Origin of the sequence: Pseudomonas syringae group sp. J309-1, assembly GCF_032582135.1 — a bacterium.
Classification (GTDB): Bacteria; Pseudomonadota; Gammaproteobacteria; order Pseudomonadales; family Pseudomonadaceae; genus Aquipseudomonas; species Aquipseudomonas quasicaspiana.
On record NZ_JAWHNU010000028.1, the window covers coordinates 35,833 to 53,961 of the forward strand.

14 protein-coding genes are annotated in these 18,129 nt (G+C 59.0%); 12 read left to right on the forward strand and 2 right to left on the reverse strand.

The window, feature by feature from the left end:
• Positions 1–105: 105 nt before the first annotated feature.
• Positions 106–924, reverse strand: a complete 819-nt coding sequence (locus RX972_RS16185; RefSeq protein ID WP_255883831.1) for an energy transducer TonB — start codon at positions 922–924, stop codon at positions 106–108.
• Positions 925–1,407: 483 nt separating this feature from the next.
• Positions 1,408–2,454 (reverse strand): LacI family DNA-binding transcriptional regulator, encoded by a 1,047-nt coding sequence (locus tag RX972_RS16190; protein WP_316876877.1) that lies wholly within the window; start codon positions 2,452–2,454, stop codon positions 1,408–1,410.
• A gap of 217 nt (positions 2,455–2,671) precedes the next feature.
• Here RX972_RS16190 and RX972_RS16195 point away from each other — a divergent pair, with 217 nt between their 5' ends.
• The 12 genes from RX972_RS16195 to RX972_RS16250 all read left to right on the forward strand — a co-directional run bounded on the left by RX972_RS16195 (position 2,672) and on the right by RX972_RS16250 (position 17,985).
• Positions 2,672–4,900 (forward strand): TonB-dependent receptor, encoded by a 2,229-nt coding sequence (locus RX972_RS16195; RefSeq protein ID WP_316876879.1) that lies wholly within the window; start codon positions 2,672–2,674, stop codon positions 4,898–4,900.
• A gap of 162 nt (positions 4,901–5,062) precedes the next feature.
• A complete protein-coding gene (locus RX972_RS16200; RefSeq protein ID WP_316876881.1) occupies positions 5,063–6,400 on the forward strand; it encodes an LLM class flavin-dependent oxidoreductase in 1,338 nt (445 codons plus the stop codon).
• Positions 6,401–7,741: a dienelactone hydrolase gene (locus tag RX972_RS16205; RefSeq protein WP_316876883.1), complete on the forward strand. Its 1,341-nt coding sequence runs from the start codon at positions 6,401–6,403 to the stop codon at positions 7,739–7,741.
• A complete protein-coding gene (gene mgrA / locus RX972_RS16210; protein ID WP_231676705.1) occupies positions 7,738–8,775 on the forward strand; it encodes an L-glyceraldehyde 3-phosphate reductase in 1,038 nt (345 codons plus the stop codon). The genes RX972_RS16205 and mgrA overlap by 4 nt, the downstream gene beginning before the upstream one ends.
• A 219-nt stretch (positions 8,776–8,994) precedes the next feature.
• Positions 8,995–9,924 (forward strand): sulfonate ABC transporter substrate-binding protein, encoded by a 930-nt coding sequence (locus RX972_RS16215; protein WP_316876886.1) that lies wholly within the window; start codon positions 8,995–8,997, stop codon positions 9,922–9,924.
• Between the two features lie 147 nt (positions 9,925–10,071).
• Positions 10,072–11,049, forward strand: coding sequence for a taurine ABC transporter substrate-binding protein (tauA, locus tag RX972_RS16220; RefSeq protein ID WP_027900643.1), 978 nt, complete (start codon positions 10,072–10,074; stop codon positions 11,047–11,049).
• 14 nt (positions 11,050–11,063) lie between these two features.
• Positions 11,064–11,855, forward strand: coding sequence for a taurine ABC transporter ATP-binding subunit (gene tauB / locus RX972_RS16225; RefSeq protein WP_027900642.1), 792 nt, complete (start codon positions 11,064–11,066; stop codon positions 11,853–11,855).
• A complete protein-coding gene (tauC, locus tag RX972_RS16230) occupies positions 11,852–12,688 on the forward strand; it encodes a taurine ABC transporter permease TauC (protein ID WP_122708848.1) in 837 nt (278 codons plus the stop codon). The genes tauB and tauC overlap by 4 nt, the downstream gene beginning before the upstream one ends.
• 342 nt (positions 12,689–13,030) lie before the next feature.
• Entirely contained in the window at positions 13,031–13,870 is an 840-nt protein-coding gene (gene tauD / locus RX972_RS16235; protein WP_316876891.1) for a taurine dioxygenase, read from the forward strand.
• 581 nt (positions 13,871–14,451) lie between these two features.
• Positions 14,452–15,669, forward strand: a complete 1,218-nt coding sequence (locus RX972_RS16240) for an alpha-hydroxy acid oxidase (protein ID WP_316876893.1) — start codon at positions 14,452–14,454, stop codon at positions 15,667–15,669.
• A 185-nt stretch (positions 15,670–15,854) separates the two neighbouring features.
• Positions 15,855–16,943: an LLM class flavin-dependent oxidoreductase gene (locus tag RX972_RS16245; protein ID WP_027900639.1), complete on the forward strand. Its 1,089-nt coding sequence runs from the start codon at positions 15,855–15,857 to the stop codon at positions 16,941–16,943.
• Between the two features lie 73 nt (positions 16,944–17,016).
• Positions 17,017–17,985 carry an aliphatic sulfonate ABC transporter substrate-binding protein gene (locus RX972_RS16250; protein WP_316876896.1) on the forward strand — a complete coding sequence of 323 codons (969 nt, stop codon included), beginning with the start codon at positions 17,017–17,019 and terminating at the stop codon, positions 17,983–17,985.
• The last annotated feature ends 144 nt before the right edge of the window (positions 17,986–18,129 follow it).

Here is an 18,129-nt window from a genome sequence, read left to right on the forward strand (position 1 = left end):
CAAGGCATGTGTGGTGTAGCGATGCGCCTTTTGTTCAGGTAGCTCGCGAGGTCAATCTGATGTCTGGACTCCGATCGGGTAGTGACCGAATCCTGACTGGAATAATCAGCGAATCTTGAAATCGATGGGCACGCTGACCCAACCGTCCTGGGCGACGTCGCCCTGCTTGGCCGGTACGAAACTCCAACGTTTCACTGCTGCCAGGGCCGCGTCGTCGAGCTGATCGCGTCCGCTGCTTTTCTGCAGTTGAATCTCACCCGGTTTGCCGCTGGCCAGTACCTGCACGCGCAGCAACACCGTCCCTTCCCAGCCGCGACGCATGGCCAGTGCCGGGTATTCCGGGGCCGGGTTTTTCAGGTAACCGGCGTTGGCAGATGCAGGCGTTACCGGTTTTGGTGCAGGTGGCGCGGGCGGCGCAGGGGCTGCAACCGGTTGCGGCGGTGCCGGTGGTGCTGGCGGTTGTTCCACGGGTTTGGCGACCGGCTTGGGCACAGGTTTGACCACTGGCTTAGGCTTTGGAACAGGCTTGGGCGGTGGCGGTTTGACCGCGAGTTCGTCTTCCACTGGCGGTGGCGGTTCCTGAACCACCGGTTGCACGATGGGCTCGGGCGGCGGTGGTGGAGTCTCGACAACCGGCGGCGCAGGTTGAGAAAACTCGATGGTCATAGGTGGAACTTCGGGTGGCGCTACCGGCAGCGGCGCTGGCGGATTCTGGTTGACCCAGTAAATGACCGCGCCGTGCAACACCAAGGCGAATACTCCCAGCAACACGGCCTCACGACGGCTCAAAATCCGTTTCGGCGTGCTGTGCAGACGCGACAGCGCCAAGGGACCGCGATAAACGCGCCCCAGATCGAGCAGTTCGCCGCCCGGTGCCGGACGCCACAGCACATCAAGTGCGCTGGCGCTTTGGACATTGCCCATTGTCTGCTCCTGCAAAACCTTCAAATGAAAAGCCCAAGGCAGAGCGGATGGCTCTGCGACGACGCTTGAGTTAAATAATCCACGAGACGATATATTTCTTAAAAGAATATTTTCTCAGATGGTTATTCGTTAATTGCATAACACCCGATTTCAATTTGCGAACGCTGACCTGTGGGAGCCGGGCTTGCCCGCGATAAGTCTGGACGGGATTCAAAGTGAACCGAGTCCAGTCTTATCGCGAGCAAGCTCTGCTCCTATCAAACTAACTACAACTATTTGATTTGGAGTACTTTTTCATCTGTAGGAGCGCGCTTGCCCGCGATCGCGTCAGCACAGGCAATATATTCATCGACTGACAGACCGAATCGCGGGCAATGTGGATCGCCACCCCGGTCACTCCTACAGGGTCCGTGTTTGCTGCGCGACAGCGTGGTGTCAGGGACACCGGGGCGACTCCCACAGGAAAAATATCCCAGCTCGGAATCACGTACTCTCCCGCTCAATCACTTCACACTTGAGCAGATTCAAGCGCTGTAACTCACCCTCCAGCTCGACCACTCCAAGACTCTGCAACAGCCGTGTGGCGGCCAGCACACCGATCTCCAGCGCAGGAGGTTTGATCGTGCTCAAACTGGGCAGCAGCATCTCGGCAAAGGCGTAATCACCAAACCCCAGCACTGCACAATCCTGCGGAATACGCAGCCCTGCGCGTTGCCCCGCCAGGAGGCCGCCCGCCGCCAGGTTGTCATTGGCGAAGACAATCGCATCGGGTTTTTCAGCCGCGCTCATCAACGCCTGCATCGCCTGTTTACCTGCTTCGAAGGGGGCGCGATCCGGATCCGGTGCAAACAGGATCGGCGTCATCCCCAGCTCGATCAGCGTCGCCGCGCAGCCGTCGCGGCGCTCGATGGCACTGAAGTCACCCGCCGCGCTGTTCTGCACGAAAGCAATCCTTCGGTAACCCTTGCCGTGCAGGTAACGCGCAGCGGTGACACCCACTTCGTAGTGGGAAAAACCAATCTGGATCGGCGCACGATCCGGCTGGTAATCCCAGGTTTCCACCAGTGGAATGTCCGTGTCAGCCAACATTTTCTCGGTGCCCACGCTGTGAAAATGGCTGGTCACTACCAGTGCTGCAGGTGACCAGCCGAGAAAGGCGCGAACGGCGTTTTCCTCCTGCTCGACCGAGAAGTAACTCGACGCCAGCAGCAACTGATATCCGTGCCGCGTGAGCGTGTCGCTGAAGCCCTGAATGGTGCTGGCGAAGATCGGCCCGGAGATGTTCGGCACCACCATTCCGACGATTCGCCCGCGGGCCGACGCCAGACCGCCCGCCACCAGATTGGGTACATAACCCAGCTCCGCCACTGCGGCCGCAATACGCTCGCGGTGCTCGTCCGAGACCTGATCCGGCTGATTGAAATAACGCGAGACCGTCATCGTCGAAACACCGACGTGTTTAGCCACCGTATCCAGCGTGATGCGCCCTGCCCCGCGGCGTTTGCGGGGCGGACTTTTCTGATCGCTCAAGGCTGATGCTCTTCTAACAAAAAGGAATATAAAAGTAATTTTTGATTATTGGACGATCTATCCAATCTTTACTGATACTGACGATGTTAGCGCTAACGGAATGATCTTGTCAGCTACTCGCTTGAGCGAATGCCGCCGGAACACAGCCAACGCCTACATCAGGAGCAGCGACCGAAGAGTCGCGGCAGTCAGGGCATCTTTCAAGCGAGCATCGAACATGCAACACACCTCTGGGGACATCATCAAACCGGCGCGCCTGGCGCAGGCGATCGCAGCAGCACTGGCACTGACTTCACTACAAGGCCTCGCCGCCGACAGCAACACGACCAATACCGACGGCCAGACCGCAACCCTGCAAGCGGTGACGGTAACGGCCACCCGCCGCGAAGAATCGCTGCAGAAAGTACCGGTGGCGGTCTCTGTGGTTGAAGGCGAACAGCTGGAGCGCGATAACCGTAACGGCGTATCCAGCATCGTCCAGCAGATCCCCAGCCTGAACTTCCGCACCGGCGCATCGAACAAGGACACCTCGTTGTTCGTTCGTGGTGTGGGCACCATTTCCACCTCACCCGGCGTCGAGCCGACGGTTGCGACGGTGGTCGACGGCGTGGTTTACGCCAGGCCTGGTCAGGCGACGCTGGATTTGCTCGATCTGGATCGCATCGAAGTGTTGCGCGGCCCGCAAGGCACGCTGTTCGGCAAGAACGCGTCGGCGGGCGTGCTTAACGTGATCAGCAAGTCACCCACTGAAGAAACCCACGGTTACATCGATCAGTCGTACTACAGCGGCAACGAAAGCCGTACCCGTTTCGGCATCGGCGGCAGCCTCATCCCGGATACCCTCAAAGCTTCGATCACGACCCTGTTCGGCAGCTATGACGGCAACGTCGACAACAAGGCCAACGGTCAGGAGGTCAACGGTTACAACCGCAAGGGCGCGCGCGGCAAGCTGGAATTCACGCCCAACGATGACGTCAAACTGACCGTGATCGCCGACTACATGCAGTCCAATGATGACGCGCCGAACGGGGTGGTCAGTTCCACGCTGAACCCGGCGTTTGCCGGTGCTCTGGCGCCGGTACGCGCCAGCGACCATAACCGTGACATCGTCAGCGATTACCGCAGCCACGTCGAAGACATCAACAAGGGATTGTCGGCCCAGCTGGACTGGAATCTGGGTGACTACACCCTGACGTCGATCACCGCCTGGCGCGGCTGGAACAACACTCAATGGCAGGACGGCGATCGCTTGTCGAAGATCACGGCGGCATTCCCCGGTACTGAAGACAAGGGCGACCTGGACTTCAATCAGTACTCGCAGGAACTGCGTCTGGCCTCGCCAAAAGGTCAGTTTCTGGAGTACGTCGGTGGCCTGTATTACATGCATGGCAAGGATGAAGAGACCTATCGCCGCACGCTGGTCACGCCAACCGCCAGCGCCGTGGGTGTCGCCGATTATGGGACGACCAGCGACAGCTATTCGGTGTTTGGCGAAAGCACGCTGAACTTCACCCCGGCCTTCCGCGGGATCGCGGGTTTGCGCTGGACCCACGACGAACTGAAATACGATCATCGCCGGGTTTCGACCTCGCCTACCGCAGTGGCAGGCATCAACCCCGGCACCAGCAGTTCCGGTTCGGTGGATGAAGATGGCTGGTCAGGGCGTCTGGGTCTGCAATACGACCTGACCGACAACGTCATGACCTACCTGACCTACTCGCGCGGGTATAAAGGCCCGGCCTATAACGTGTTCTTCAATATGCAGCCGCGTGATACTGACGCGCTCAAACCAGAGACTTCCAATACCTGGGAACTGGGCGTCAAGGCCACCAGCTGGAACAATCGTCTGGTCACCAACCTGGCGGTATTCCACAGCGACTACGACAACTATCAGGCGAACTTCCTCGATACCGTGGCCGGCAGCGTAGTCACGCGACTGATCAACGCGGGCAGTGTTTCCACCGAGGGCGTGGAAGCTGACTTCGCCTTGCAAGCCACGCAAAACCTCAAGCTTTCCGGCGCAGTGGCTTACACCAGGGCCCGTATTGATACCTTCTCATGCCCGGCGGGCGCGGCGGCATCGTGCAACGTTGACGGCAAAACCCTGCCCTTCTCTCCGGACTGGAAAAGCTACGTGCGGGCTGACTACAGCATCCCGCTGGACAATGGCCTGGATGTTGAACTGGGCACGGATTACAGCTGGCAGAGCGAAGTGCAGTACGACATCACTCAAAACCCGGACACTGTGCAAGGTGCCTACGGCATCTGGAACGCCAGCGTCGCACTGGCCGACTACAACAAGGGTTGGCGCGTGGCGCTACTGGCCAAGAACCTGGCAGACAAGTCCTACTCTCCCGGCCTGGCCGCTACCGGCAACTACATCACCCGCGCGGTACCGCGTGATGACGAGCGGTATTTCGGGGTGCAGTTGCGTAAGGATTTTTGATGCGCAGAAAGTAACCCTGTAGCACAGCAAAAAGGGGCCCTGTAGGAGCTGCCGAAGGCTGCGATGACGGTGTGTCAGGACAAAAGCTTTCGCAGCCTTCGGCAGCTCCTACAAGGATTCTTCTCGCTGCCGACATCGCACTTGATTCAACAAGGAACTCACATGAGCAACACTCCACGCCAACTCAAACTCGGCGCCTTTCTCATGGCCACCGGGCACCATGTGGCGGCCTGGCGTCATCCGGATGTACCGGCCAACGCCGGGCTGGATTTCAAGCATTACAAACATTTGGCCCAGGTGGCCGAAGCAGCGAAATTCGACGCGCTGTTCGTCGCTGACAGCGTGGCTGCCGCAACAGGCGCCAGCGCCAGTCACATGGCGCGCTCCGATCATTTTGAACCGCTGACATTGATGTCAGCGTTGAGCGCAGTCACCGAACACATCGGCCTGATCTGCACCGCCACCACCAGTTACAACGAGCCGTATCACGTGGCGCGTAAGTTCGCGTCGCTGGATCATCTGTCTGGTGGCCGTGCGGGCTGGAATCTGGTGACCTCAGACGCTGCCGCCGAGGCACAGAATTTCGGCCGGGACGAACACATCGGTCACGCTGAACGCTACAGCCGCGCGCGCGAGTTTCATCATGTGGTGACCGGCCTATGGGACAGTTGGGAAGACGACGCCTTCGTGCGTGACAAGGCCAGCGGCGAGTATTACGACCCGGCCAAGCTGCATGTGCTGGATCATCAGGGCGAACACTTCCGGGTCAAAGGCCCGCTGAACGTCGCCCGCTCACCTCAGGGCCAACCGGTGATCGTGCAGGCGGGCTCTTCCGAAGTGGGTCGTGAACTGGCGGCTGAAACCGCCGAAGTGGTGTTCACTGCTCAAACCTCGCTGGCCAATGCCCAAGCGTTCTATGCCGATATCAAAGGCCGCATGGCACGCTTCGACCGTGATCCTGACAGCCTGAAAATCATGCCCGGCGTGCTTGTTGTAGTGGGCGACAGTGAAGCCCTTGCCAGGGAAAAATTCGAAGCATTTCAGGAACTGGTGGAGCCGAAAGTCGGTGTCGCATTGCTCGGCCGCATGCTGGGCAACTTCGACCTGTCCGCTTACGCCCTCGACGAACCGCTGCCGCCGCTACCGTTGACCGACAGCGGGCAGCAAAGCCGCCAGAAGCTGCTGACCCAGCTGTCCAGGGATGAAAACCTGACCCTTGCTCAACTGGGCCGGCGCATTGCCGGAGGACGTGGTCACTACAGCCTGATCGGCACCCCGACGCAAATCGCTGACCAACTGCAAGCCTGGTTCGAAGAACGCGCTGCCGACGGCTTCAATGTGTTGGTGCCGCACCTGCCCGGCGGTCTTGAAGACGTTGCTCGTTACGTGGTGCCTGAACTACAACGTCGTGGGCTGTTCCGCACCGAGTACAGCGGCAGCACGTTGCGGGAGAACCTCGGCCTGCAACGGCCACGTCATCGTTTTTCCGGAGGATTCTGAGTGAACTGCAATCCCTTGAGAGTCGCCAGCCTGCTGCTGGTATGGAGCCTTTCGTGCAGCGCATTCGCGCTCAATGGCGACCCGCGCCCGGACGCACCTGAACTGGCCGCACGCGGCGCTTATCAAGTGGGCGTACGCACTGTTGATGTGGTTCACCGCGATCAACTCAATATCCTCGCGGCGACCAGCACGGACAGCAATCCGCGTTACGACCGGCCGCTGCGTCTGGAAGTCTGGTATCCCGCGCAACTGAAAAAAGGCCAGGCCGAGCTGAGCACGTACACCGATGTGCTGGGCGCAGGCGCCAACAACCCGGCCCGGCCCAATACTCCGTTCACGTTCGAAGGCCGCGCTGCCCGCGATGCGCAGCCGCTCAAGGACAAAGCGTTTCCGCTGGTGATCGTGTCCCACGGTTATCCGGGCTCACGCCTGCAGATGAGTTACCTGACCGAGTTCCTCGCCTCCCACGGCTATGTCGTCGTCGCTATTGATCACACGGAATCCACCCGCGCCGACAGGGCCGGTTTCGCCAGCACCCTGCTCAACCGCCCTCTGGATATTCTGTTTGTACTGGACCAGATCACGGACTGGGCGACATCGGGCAGCGGTAACCCTTTCGCCGGAAAAATAGACGTCAGCCACACCGCGCTGCTCGGCTATTCCATGGGCGGCTACGGCGTGCTGAATGCAGCGGGCGTCGGTACCGGTGCTGCGGCTTTACGCTTTGTCCCCGGCACGGCTTTGCAGGCCAGACAAGCGGGCAGTCCGGATTTCGAGGCTAAAAGAGACACCCGCATCAAAGCGCTGATCGCCTTCGCGCCATGGGGTGGCCAGCAAGGCCTGATGGACGAAAAAGGGCTGGCGGGCCTGCGCGTGCCCAGCCTGTTCATCGCAGGCGATCAGGACGATGTCGCCGGTTACGCTGACGGGGTCAGACGCCTGGCAGAAGGCGCGAAAAACGCGGACCGCTACCTGCTGGTTTACGAAAACGCACGGCATAACATTGCGCCCAATCCCCCGCCTGCAGCCGCGAGCAGTCACCCCGACGACTTTTCCGCCTATGCTGAGCCGGTGTGGGACAGCAGTCGCATCAACAACATCAACCAGCACTTTGTCCTGGCCTTTCTCGATCAGCAGCTCAAAAGCGTCGATCGCCAGCCGTGGCTGACTCTGGTGCCACGGGCCGCCGACGGCAAATGGTCGAAAGACGAAACCGGACGCGAAAAACCTGATCACAGTTACTGGAAAGGCTTCAAGAATCGCAGCGCTCTGGGCCTGGAGTTCTATCACTGGCCAGCGCAAGCGACCCCGTCTTCGACTACCCAAAGAGACCCACAATGACTTATACCGCTGCCGAAAATCGCTACGAAAAAATTCCCTATCGCCGCACCGGCCGCAGTGGGCTGGTCCTGCCTGCACTTTCGCTGGGCCTTTGGCACAACTTTGGCGACAGCACGCCGCTCGACACCCAACGCGCCATGCTGCGCACGGCGTTCGATCTGGGCATCAATCACTTCGATCTGGCCAACAACTATGGCCCACCCTATGGCAGCGCCGAGACTAATTTCGGCAAGCTGTTCCAGGAGGACTTCAAGCAGTATCGCGATGAGCTGATCATCTCCACCAAAGCCGGTTGGGACATGTGGCCCGGCCCTTACGGGCAAGGTGGTGGCTCGCGTAAATACGTGCTGGCCAGCCTCGATCAGAGCCTGCAGCGCATGGGCCTGGATTACGTGGATATCTTTTACTCGCATCGCTTCGACCCGGACACGCCACTGGAAGAAACCGCCAGCGCCCTGGCCACTGCCGTGCAACAGGGTAAGGCGCTGTACATCGGCATTTCCTCATACTCCGGCAGTAAAACCCGTGAAATCGCCGCGCTGCTGAAAGAGTGGAAAGTGCCGTTGTTGATTCACCAGCCGGCCTACAACCTGCTCAATCGCTGGGTAGAAAAGGACTTGCTGGACACCACCGATGAGCTGGGCGCCGGAGTGATCGTCTTTACCGCACTGGCCCAGGGTTTGCTGACCGACAAGTACCTCAACGGTGTGCCGCAGGATGCCCGGGTCAACCGTCCGGGGGGCGGTTCGTTGCAGGCGTCGCACTTGTCCGAAGCCAACATCGCTCACGTTCGCGCCTTGAACGAGATCGCCAAACGTCGCGGCCAGAGCCTTGCGCAAATGGCCCTGGCGTGGACCCTGCGCGACCCGCGCGTGACCTCGGCCCTGATTGGTGCGAGCCGTCCGGAGCAAATCGTCGAGAACGTCGAAGCACTGAAGAACCTCAAGTTCAGTCAGGAAGAACTAACCGAAATCGACCGCTTCGCTCAGGAAGGCGGCATCAACCTCTGGGAGAAACCGTCGTTGGCGGAGTGAAATCCCAAACGCTGTAAATGCCTTATGGATTGCATTACCCCTGGAAAATTCAATTCCACTGTGAAATGCATTCTCCTGTGGGAGCGGTGCTTGCCCGCGATACATGAGACGCGGATTGAAGACATACCGCGTTATCGTTAATCGCGGGCAAGCACCGCTCCCACAAGGGATCTTCATTAGCCTGACGATTTATTTGCAGTCAGAGATAAGTGAGCAAAAATGAAATCCATCGCACTACTCTTCGCAGGCCTCCTTGGCCTTGCATCGACCCACTCTGCCCTGGCGGCAGACCCACAGACCCTGCGAGTTGGCTACCAGAAAGGCTCCATCGCCCTGGTGATCGCCAAGGAAAAAGGCCTGCTGGAAAAACGCTTCGCCGACACCAAAATTCAATGGATAGAATTCCCGGCGGGTCCTCAAATGCTTGAGGCGCTCAACATCGGCGCACTGGATTTAGGTTCCACCGGCGATATTCCGCCGCTGTTTGCTCAGGCGGCTGGTGCTGATCTGGTCTACGTCGGTGCCGAACCCGCCAAGCCCGCCGCAGAAACCATCCTGGTGCGCAAGGACAGCCCACTGCAAAACGTCGCTGACCTGAAAGGCAAGAAAGTCGCCTTTCAGAAAGGCTCCAGTTCCAACAACGTATTGCTGCGTGCGCTGAACAAAGCCGGGTTGACCTTCAAGGACATCCAGCCGATTTACCTCACCCCAGCCGACGCCCGTGCCGCCTTCGAACAAGGCAGCGTCGATGCCTGGGCGATCTGGGACCCTTATGCCTCGCTGGCCCTGATCGAAGGCCACAGCCGTCTGCTGGCCGACGGTACCGGGCTGGGTTTGTCCGGGCCGATCTACAGCGCACGTCGCGACTACGCCACACAGCACCCGGACTTTGTTCATGCAGTGCTTGATGAACTCACCGCCGCCGAAGCCCTGACTCGCAGCCAGCGTCAACAAAGCATCGACATTTTGACCAGCTCCATGGGGCTGCCGGAACAGGTGATCACCCGCTACCTGGACAACCGGCCGCCGTCGCCGATCCTGCCGGTGGACGCCAACATCATCGCCGCGCAACAGGCGACAGCGGATCTGTTCTTCCAGAACAAACTGCTGCCAAAGAAGATCAATGTCCAGGAAGCCGTCTGGAAATAACGCCCTGATTCAAGGGAAGAACCATGGGCGATCCCTCAACGAAATCGCTCATAAGCTAATGCAAAAAAGTTATTTATTTAGAGTTTCTTAGATCATTTAGTCTCCTGCTTCAGCCAGTCCCCGGCCAGCCTGATTCGGAGCTTCATGATGAAACTGCACTTCCCTCTTCGCCTCCTGGTGGCGCTGTCGCTGACTGGCGCTTCGTATCTGGCTCAAGCCGCAGACTTCACAGTCGCCTATCAGACCACCGTCGACCCGGCCAAAGTCGCCCAGGCGGATAACGCCTACGAAAAAGCCACCGACTCGAAGATTTCCTGGCGTAAATTCGAAAACGGTGCCGACGTAATCACTGCCATTGCCTCCGGTGATGTGCAGATCGGCTACCTCGGCTCCAGCCCTTTCACCGCAGCTGCGACCCGCAAGCTGCCGGTGGAAACGTTTTTGATCGCGACGCAGATCGGTGCCGCTGAAGCATTGGTCGCACGCAACGGTTCGGGGATCAATTCACCTCAGGATCTGATCGGCAAGAAAATCGCCGTGCCGTTCGTGTCCACGGGTCACTACAGCCTGCTGGCTGCGTTGAAGCACTGGAATATCGACCCTTCGAAAGTCACCATTCTTAACCTCGCGCCACCTGCTATTGCCGCCGCCTGGAAACGCGGTGACATCGACGCCACCTACGTTTGGGACCCCGCATTGGGTGTCGCCAAGGAGACCGGCAAAGTGCTGATCACTTCCGGTGAACTGGCCAAGGTCGGCGCACCGACCTTCGACGCCTGGATCGTGCGCAAGGACTTCGCCGACAAGCACCCTGAAATCGTCAAATCCTTCGCCAAAGTCACCCTCGACGCCTACGCCGATTACCGCAAGGACCCGGCCGCCTGGCTGGCAAAATCCAGCAACGTCGACAAGCTGGTGAAGCTCTCGGGTGCGAAAACTTCGGATATTCCCGGTCTGCTGCAGGGCAACGTCTACCCACTGGCGGCGGATCAAAGCGCCCTGCTTGGCGCGCCAACCATCGACGCCGTGACCAAGACCGCTGCGTTCCTCAAGGAGCAAGGCAAGGTCGATGCAGTGCTGGCTGATTACGCGCCTTACGTCAGCAACCAATTCATCACCCAGTAAGCGGAGTTCACCCCATGGCGTTGCTCAAACTGGAGCGCATCAGCGCACAGTACCCCGGCGCGACCGAGCCGGTGCTGGCGGATATTTCCCTCAGCCTCGGCCCGCAGCAATTGCTGGTGGCGTTGGGTCCATCGGGGAGTGGCAAAACCTCCCTGCTGAATCTGATTGCCGGTTTCGTGCCGCCCAGTGCTGGCAACATCAGCCTCGACGGGGTCACGGTAAACGGCCCCAGCGCCGAGCGCGGCGTGGTGTTTCAGGACGATGCATTACTGCCTTGGCAGAACGTGTTGACCAACGTCGCCTTCGGCCTGCAACTGGCCGGCGTACCCCGCGACCAGCGTGAAGCCAAGGCCAGAGAGATGCTCGCACTGGTGGACCTCGCCGGTTTCGATCAGCGCCAGATCTGGCAACTGTCCGGCGGTCAGAAGCAGCGTGTTGGTCTGGCCCGAGCGCTGGCGGCTGATCCCCGCGTACTGCTGATGGATGAGCCGTTTGGCGCACTGGATGCGTTCACTCGCGAACAGATGCAGGAGTTGCTGCTGCAAGTCTGGCAGCGTACTGCCAAGCCGGTGTTCCTGATCACCCACGACATTGAAGAAGCGGTTTTTCTCGCTACCGACCTGATTCTGTTGGCACCGAATCCGGGGCATATCGCCGAACGTCTGCAACTGGATTTCGGACAACGTTATGCCGCCGGGGAGTCGGCCCGTTCGATCAAGTCTGACCCACGGTTTATCGACACCCGGGAGCATGTCCTGGCCAGCGTGTTTTCCCAGCGCGGCGTCTCTCGGGAGCAACACGCATGAGCAGCTATGAATTGCAGAACACCGCGACTGCAACCGATAAACCAGGCGCCACTCCGGTGCGCTGGAGCCTCGGCACCCGCGCAATCAGCGTGCTGACGCTAGTAGTGCTGTTGGCCGCGTGGTGGGCGGTGACTGCCGCCCAGTTGATCGAACCGCTGTTCCTGCCACCGCCTTCGGCTGTGCTGGAAAAAGCCTGGCTGCTGATGACCAGCGGCTACATGGACTCCACACTCTGGCAGCACCTGGCCGCGAGTTTGCAGCGCATCGGCCTGGCGCTGTTGGTCGCCGTACTCACGGCCATTCCGGTGGGTATCGCCATCGGGCACAACCGCATCGCGCGAGGTATTTTCGACCCGCTGATCGAGTTCTATCGCCCCATCCCGCCGCTGGCGTATTTGCCGCTGATCGTGATCTGGTGCGGCATCGGTGAGTTCTCCAAAGTGCTGCTGATTTATCTGGCGATTTTCGCCCCCATCGCCATATCCACCGCGACCGGCGTGCGCACTGTTGACCCGACGAAATTGCGTGCTGCGCAATCGTTGGGTGCCACTCGCTGGCAGCTGATTCGCCACGTGATCCTGCCCAGCGCCCTGCCGGAAATTCTTACCGGCGTGCGCATCGGGCTGGGTGTCGGCTGGTCAACCCTGGTCGCTGCAGAACTGATCGCCGCGACCAGCGGCTTGGGGTTCATGGTTCAGTCAGCGGCGCAATTTCTGGTGACCGATGTGGTGGTACTGGGAATCCTGGTCATCGCCCTGATCGCCTTTGCCATGGAAATGGGTTTGCGAGCCCTGCAGCGCAAGCTGGTGCCGTGGCATGGGCAGAGTCATTGAATAAAACTTTCCAGCAAAGGCTTACGCAATCCCTGTGGGACCGGATTTATCCGGGAAGGGGCCGATACATCCGACACACTTGTATCGTCTGAAATGCCGCTTTCCCGGATGAATCCGGTCCCACACAGGCTGTGTGAAAACCTCACGAGCCAATTAGCTGGCTAAAAAACGCTCAAAAAACCGCGCTCCTACGTGAGTTTGAGGTCTGTGACCCACACAAACTTTTAAAGATTTCACGTGAGCGCGCGCAGTTTGTTTTTGTCTGAGGGTTTTCACACAGTCTGCACAGGAACTGTTTACAGCTGAAACCCGTTACTCGCCCCTGAAATCCGGACACCTTTCATGCCTATCCAGATATCCCCCCTAAGCCCTGCCCTCGGCGCACAGATTAGCGGCATTGATCTGAGTCAGGAGCTGACCCACGAACAACGCGATGCCATCGAGCAGGCGTTGCTCAAACATCAGGTGCTGTTCTTTCGCAATCAGCCACTGATACCCAGACAACAGGCGCGATTCGCTGCCCGTTTCGGGGATCTGCATATCCATCCCATCTACCCGAACGTGCCGGAACAACCCGAGGTACTGATCCTCGACACAGCCGTCACCGATGTGCGTGACAACGCCATCTGGCATACCGATGTGACGTTCCTGCCGACACCGGCAATGGGTGCAGTGCTCAGCGCAAAACATCTGCCGGAATACGGTGGTGATACGTTGTGGGCCAGCGGCATAGCAGCCTACGAAGCGTTGTCACAGCCCCTGAAAACGCTACTCGAAGGCCTGACCGCGACGCATGATTTCACCCGCTCGTTTCCGCTGGCTCGCTTCGGCACCACACCTGAAGACATCGCCCGCTGGGAACAGACCCGCCGTCAGTACCCGCCGATCTCGCACCCGGTAATTCGCACGCACCCAGTCAGTGGTCGCAAGTCGCTGTTCGTCAACGATGGTTTCACCTCGCGTATCAACGAGCTGAGTGAAACAGAAAGTGCGGCAATTCTGACCTTTCTGTTCAGCCACGCGACCCACCCGGAGTTCACCATTCGCTGGCGCTGGCAGGCCGATGACGTGGCCTTCTGGGACAACCGCGTCACTCAGCATTACGCGGTGGACGACTACCGGCCGCAGCGCCGGGTCATGCACCGGGCGACGATCCTGGGTGATGTGCCGGTTTTTTACTGACACTCAGCCATCGCGCAGCAACCGGGATTTTTGTTGGAGCCATCTTGGTCTGGGGTCATCCCGACGATAAACGATAACGCGGTATGGCTTCTGCCTGCGTCTCCTGTATCGCGGGCAAGCCTCGCCACCGGGATCAACCCTTACAGGCCAACACAGAATCTCCCACAGATAATCGTTTCAGCTGGATCGCTAATCCCTGTGGGAGCCGGGCTTGCCCGCGATATAGGCGACGCGGTTTCACGGCAACACCGCTTTATCGTTCTTCGCGGGCAAGCCTCGCTCCAACAGGTTGATAGCATCTCAAGCTTATGCAAAACCTGTGGGACCGAATTCATTCGGGAAAGGGCTGGCAGATTCAACACTTCTGTCGCCTGACATGACGCATTCGCGAATGAATTCGCTCCCACCGGGATCAATCCTTGCAGGCCAACATAGAATCTCCCACGGGGAAAGCATTTCAATTTGAGAGCTCGCAATCCTTGGCTATTCATCCCGATGCATCTCATGGAGTGGCAATAACCCCATGATGCCCGCCAGGACGAAAACTTCGCCTCTTTCAAGTAATCCGGATACTAAACACTATGTCGATGCTGCCAACTTCAACTGCGCGCCCCCAAAAAGCACTGAAAAAACTGCTGCGTCTGGATGACTTCGAAGCTGCTGCAAAGAAACACTTGCCCCGACCGATCTTCGGCTATGTAGCAGGTGCCGTTGAAGACAATGTTTCGCTGAAATGGAACCGGGCGGCGTTTCAGGACTATGGTTTCGTACCGCGTGCGCTGGTGGATATCTCCCGACGCACGCTGACGACCGAACTGTTCGGCCACCGCTATGCCGCGCCGTTCGGCATTGCGCCCATGGGCATCAGCGCACTGTACGCCTACCGCGGCGACGTGATCCTGACCCAGGCTGCGGCGGCCGCCAACCTGCCGATGATCATGAGCGGCTCATCGCTGATCCCGCTGGAAGATGTTGTCAAAGCCAATCCACTTGCCTGGTTCCAGGCTTATCTGCCTGGCGACGAAGCCAACATCGTGGCATTGATCGCGCGAGTGGAAAAAGCCGGATTCAAAACCCTGGTGATCACGGTCGACGTTCCGGCTCCGGCCAATCGCGAGAATAATCTGCGCGCAGGTTTCTCGACGCCACTGCGACCGGGTCTGCGTCTCGCCTGGGACGGCATCAGCCACCCTCGATGGTTATTCGGCACCTTATTCAAGACACTGCTGAAACATGGCATGCCGCATTTCGAAAACAATTATGCCCATCGCGGCGTGCCCATTATTTCGTCAAATGTGGCCCGTGATTTCGCGCCGCGCGGTCATTTGAACTGGGAGCATTTCAAACTGATCCGCAAGCAGTGGACAGGCACACTGGTTATCAAGGGCATCCTGCACCAGGCTGATGCCGTTAAAGCCCGTGATTGCGGTGTTGACGGCATCATTGTCTCCAACCACGGCGGTCGTCAGTTAGACGGTGCCGTTTCTCCCCTGCAAGTCCTGCCGGACATCGTCGAAGCCTGTCCGGGCATTCCGGTAATGCTCGACAGCGGCGTGCGGCGCGGAACCGATGTGATCAAGGCGCTGGCGCTCGGTGCGCGTTTCGTCTTTGTCGGTCGGCCCTTTGCCTTCGCAGGATCGGTGGCCGGACAAGCCGGTGTCGAGCATGCGATCAAGCTGCTCCATGATGAAGTATCGCGGGACATGGCAATGCTCGGGGTCTGCTCGATTCCGGAAATCGGCCGGCATTTGCTGATGCGCAGGCAGTCGTGCGGATTTACGGCAATTGATCAACGTTAGAAAAACTCTGAACGCGGATCATGACGCACTCAATACATGCAATATTTTTATAATAACCTTAGGTCAAAATAGAATTTCACAGCTCACTTCTATAGCCATATGTTGCAGGTACGGATTCAGTTTTCGGGATAACCCAACTCGAGCTTTCCCACCCTATACGGTATGAATACAAGAAGGAGCTGTTCATGAGCATCGAATTCATCGGCTACATCGCCACCCAACCCGGCTCGGAAATCCACCCGCGCAGCGGCCCGACCATCCAGCCCGAGTATGTGGCGAAAGTTGCCAAGGCTCATGAAGACGCTGGTTTTGATCGCGCGCTGGTGGCTTACCACTCCAACAGCCCGGACAGCGCATTCGTTGCAGCCCACGCCTCCAGCGTCACGACAAAACTCAAATTCCTGATCGCTCACCGCCCTGGCTTCATCTCGCCAACCGTCGCAGCGCGTCAGTTTGCAACGCTCGACGTGTTCAACGGCGGGCGCACGGCGATCCACATCATCACCGGTGGCGACGACAAGGAGTTGCGCGCCGACGGCAGCCATATTGGGAAAGACCAGCGCTATGCCCGTACCGATGAATACCTGGGCATCGTGCGTCAGGAATGGACCAGCGAAAAGCCGTTCGACCACAAAGGCGAGTACTACCAGTTTGAAGGCGCTCACTCGCTGGTGAAATCCCCACAACAGCCACACATCCCGGTGTATTTCGGCGGCTCTTCGCCTGCGGCCATCGCCGTCGCAGGCAAGCACGCCGATGTGTACGCGCTGTGGGGCGAGACTTACGAGCAGGTTCGTGCAGTCGTGAAGGAAGTGCGCGCCGAAGCGGCGAAACATGGCCGGACGGTGCGATTCAGCCTGTCCCTTCGCCCTATCCTGGCGGAAACCGAAGAGAAAGCCTGGGCCCGCGCCGACAGCATCCTGGAACGCGCCAAAGCCATCGCAGAAGGTAACGGTTTTGTGCGTCGCGAGCCGCCGAACGAAGGTTCGCGTCGCCTGCTGGCGGCAGCGGCGCAAGGTTCGCGCCTGGACAAACGCTTGTGGACAGGCATCGCCGGGTTACTGGGCGCGCAGGGCAACTCGACGTCACTGGTCGGCACGCCAGAGCAGGTCGCAGAGGCATTGCTGGATTACTACGACCTGGGCATCACCACCTTCCTGATTCGCGGTTTCGACCCACTGGACGACGCCATCGACTACGGCAGGAAACTCATTCCGCTGACTCGCGAGCTGGTCGCCAAGCGCGAGCGGGAGGCTCAGGAGAAAGTCGCCTGACCAGCTTACACAATCTATCGAGGGCGCCATTGCGCCCTCTTCTTCGTCTGCACACGCCTGTCTTGAGAGTGCCATGTCAAAAACGTCATTGAGTTTTCGCCTGCGTCGCCCGCTGCTCGCTGGTCTGGCCATTGCTGCCGCATGGACGCTGATGCTGCCTGCCCAAGCCCGTGAAACCGTGCGTATCGGTTATCAGAAGTCCTCAACGCTGATCACCGTATTGAAAACCCAGGGCACGCTGGAAAAGGCCCTGAACGATGCAAACATCGATGTCAGCTGGCATGAATTCCCCAGCGGTTTGCCGTTACTGGAATCGTTGAATATCGGCAACGTCGATATCAGCGCCGATGTCGCCGATACCGTGCCGATCTTTGCTCAGGCAGCTCAGGCCCGACTGACCTACTTCGCCGAAGAGACGCCATCGCCCTCCGCCCAGGCGATCGTGGTGCCCAAGGATTCGCCCATCAAGGAACTGGCCGACCTGAAAGGCAAGAAAGTCGCCGTGACCAAAGCTGCCGGTACTCACTATTTGCTGATCGCTGCGCTAGCCAAAGGCGGCTTGAAGTTCTCCGACATCCAGCCTGCTTACCTGACGCCTGCAGATGGCCGTGCCGCGTTCGAAAACAACAAGGTTGATGCCTGGGTGACCTGGGAACCCTTCCTGACAAGCGTGCAGCGCCAGTTGCCCACCCGCACCCTGGCGGACGGCACCGGCCTGGCCAGTTACAAGCGCTACTACCTGACCAGCACGCCGTACGCAAAGGCCCATCCGGAGGTGCTCAAGCTGGTATTCGATCAATTGCAGAAAGCCGGTCATTGGGTCAAAGGCAACCCGAAAGAAGCCGCTGCCCTGCTCGGCCCGCTGTGGGGCAACCTTGATCCGGCCACGGTAGAAATCGCCAACAGCCACCGCACGTATGAAGTGCGCCCGGTGAAAACGGATCAACTGGGCGAACAACAGAAAATCGCCGACGCGTTCTTTGCAGCAGGATTGCTGCCAAAAGCAGTGGATGCCAAGGATGTGGAGATCTGGAAGCCTTAAATACCCAACACACTGATTGGAATGCTTTTTATCTGTAGGAGCGCGCTTGCCCGCGATAGCGTCACCACGGCCAGTAATGTATCGAATGTGGTAAAGCTATCGCGGGCAAGCGCGCTCCTACAGGCCCTGTTTGCTGCAAAACAG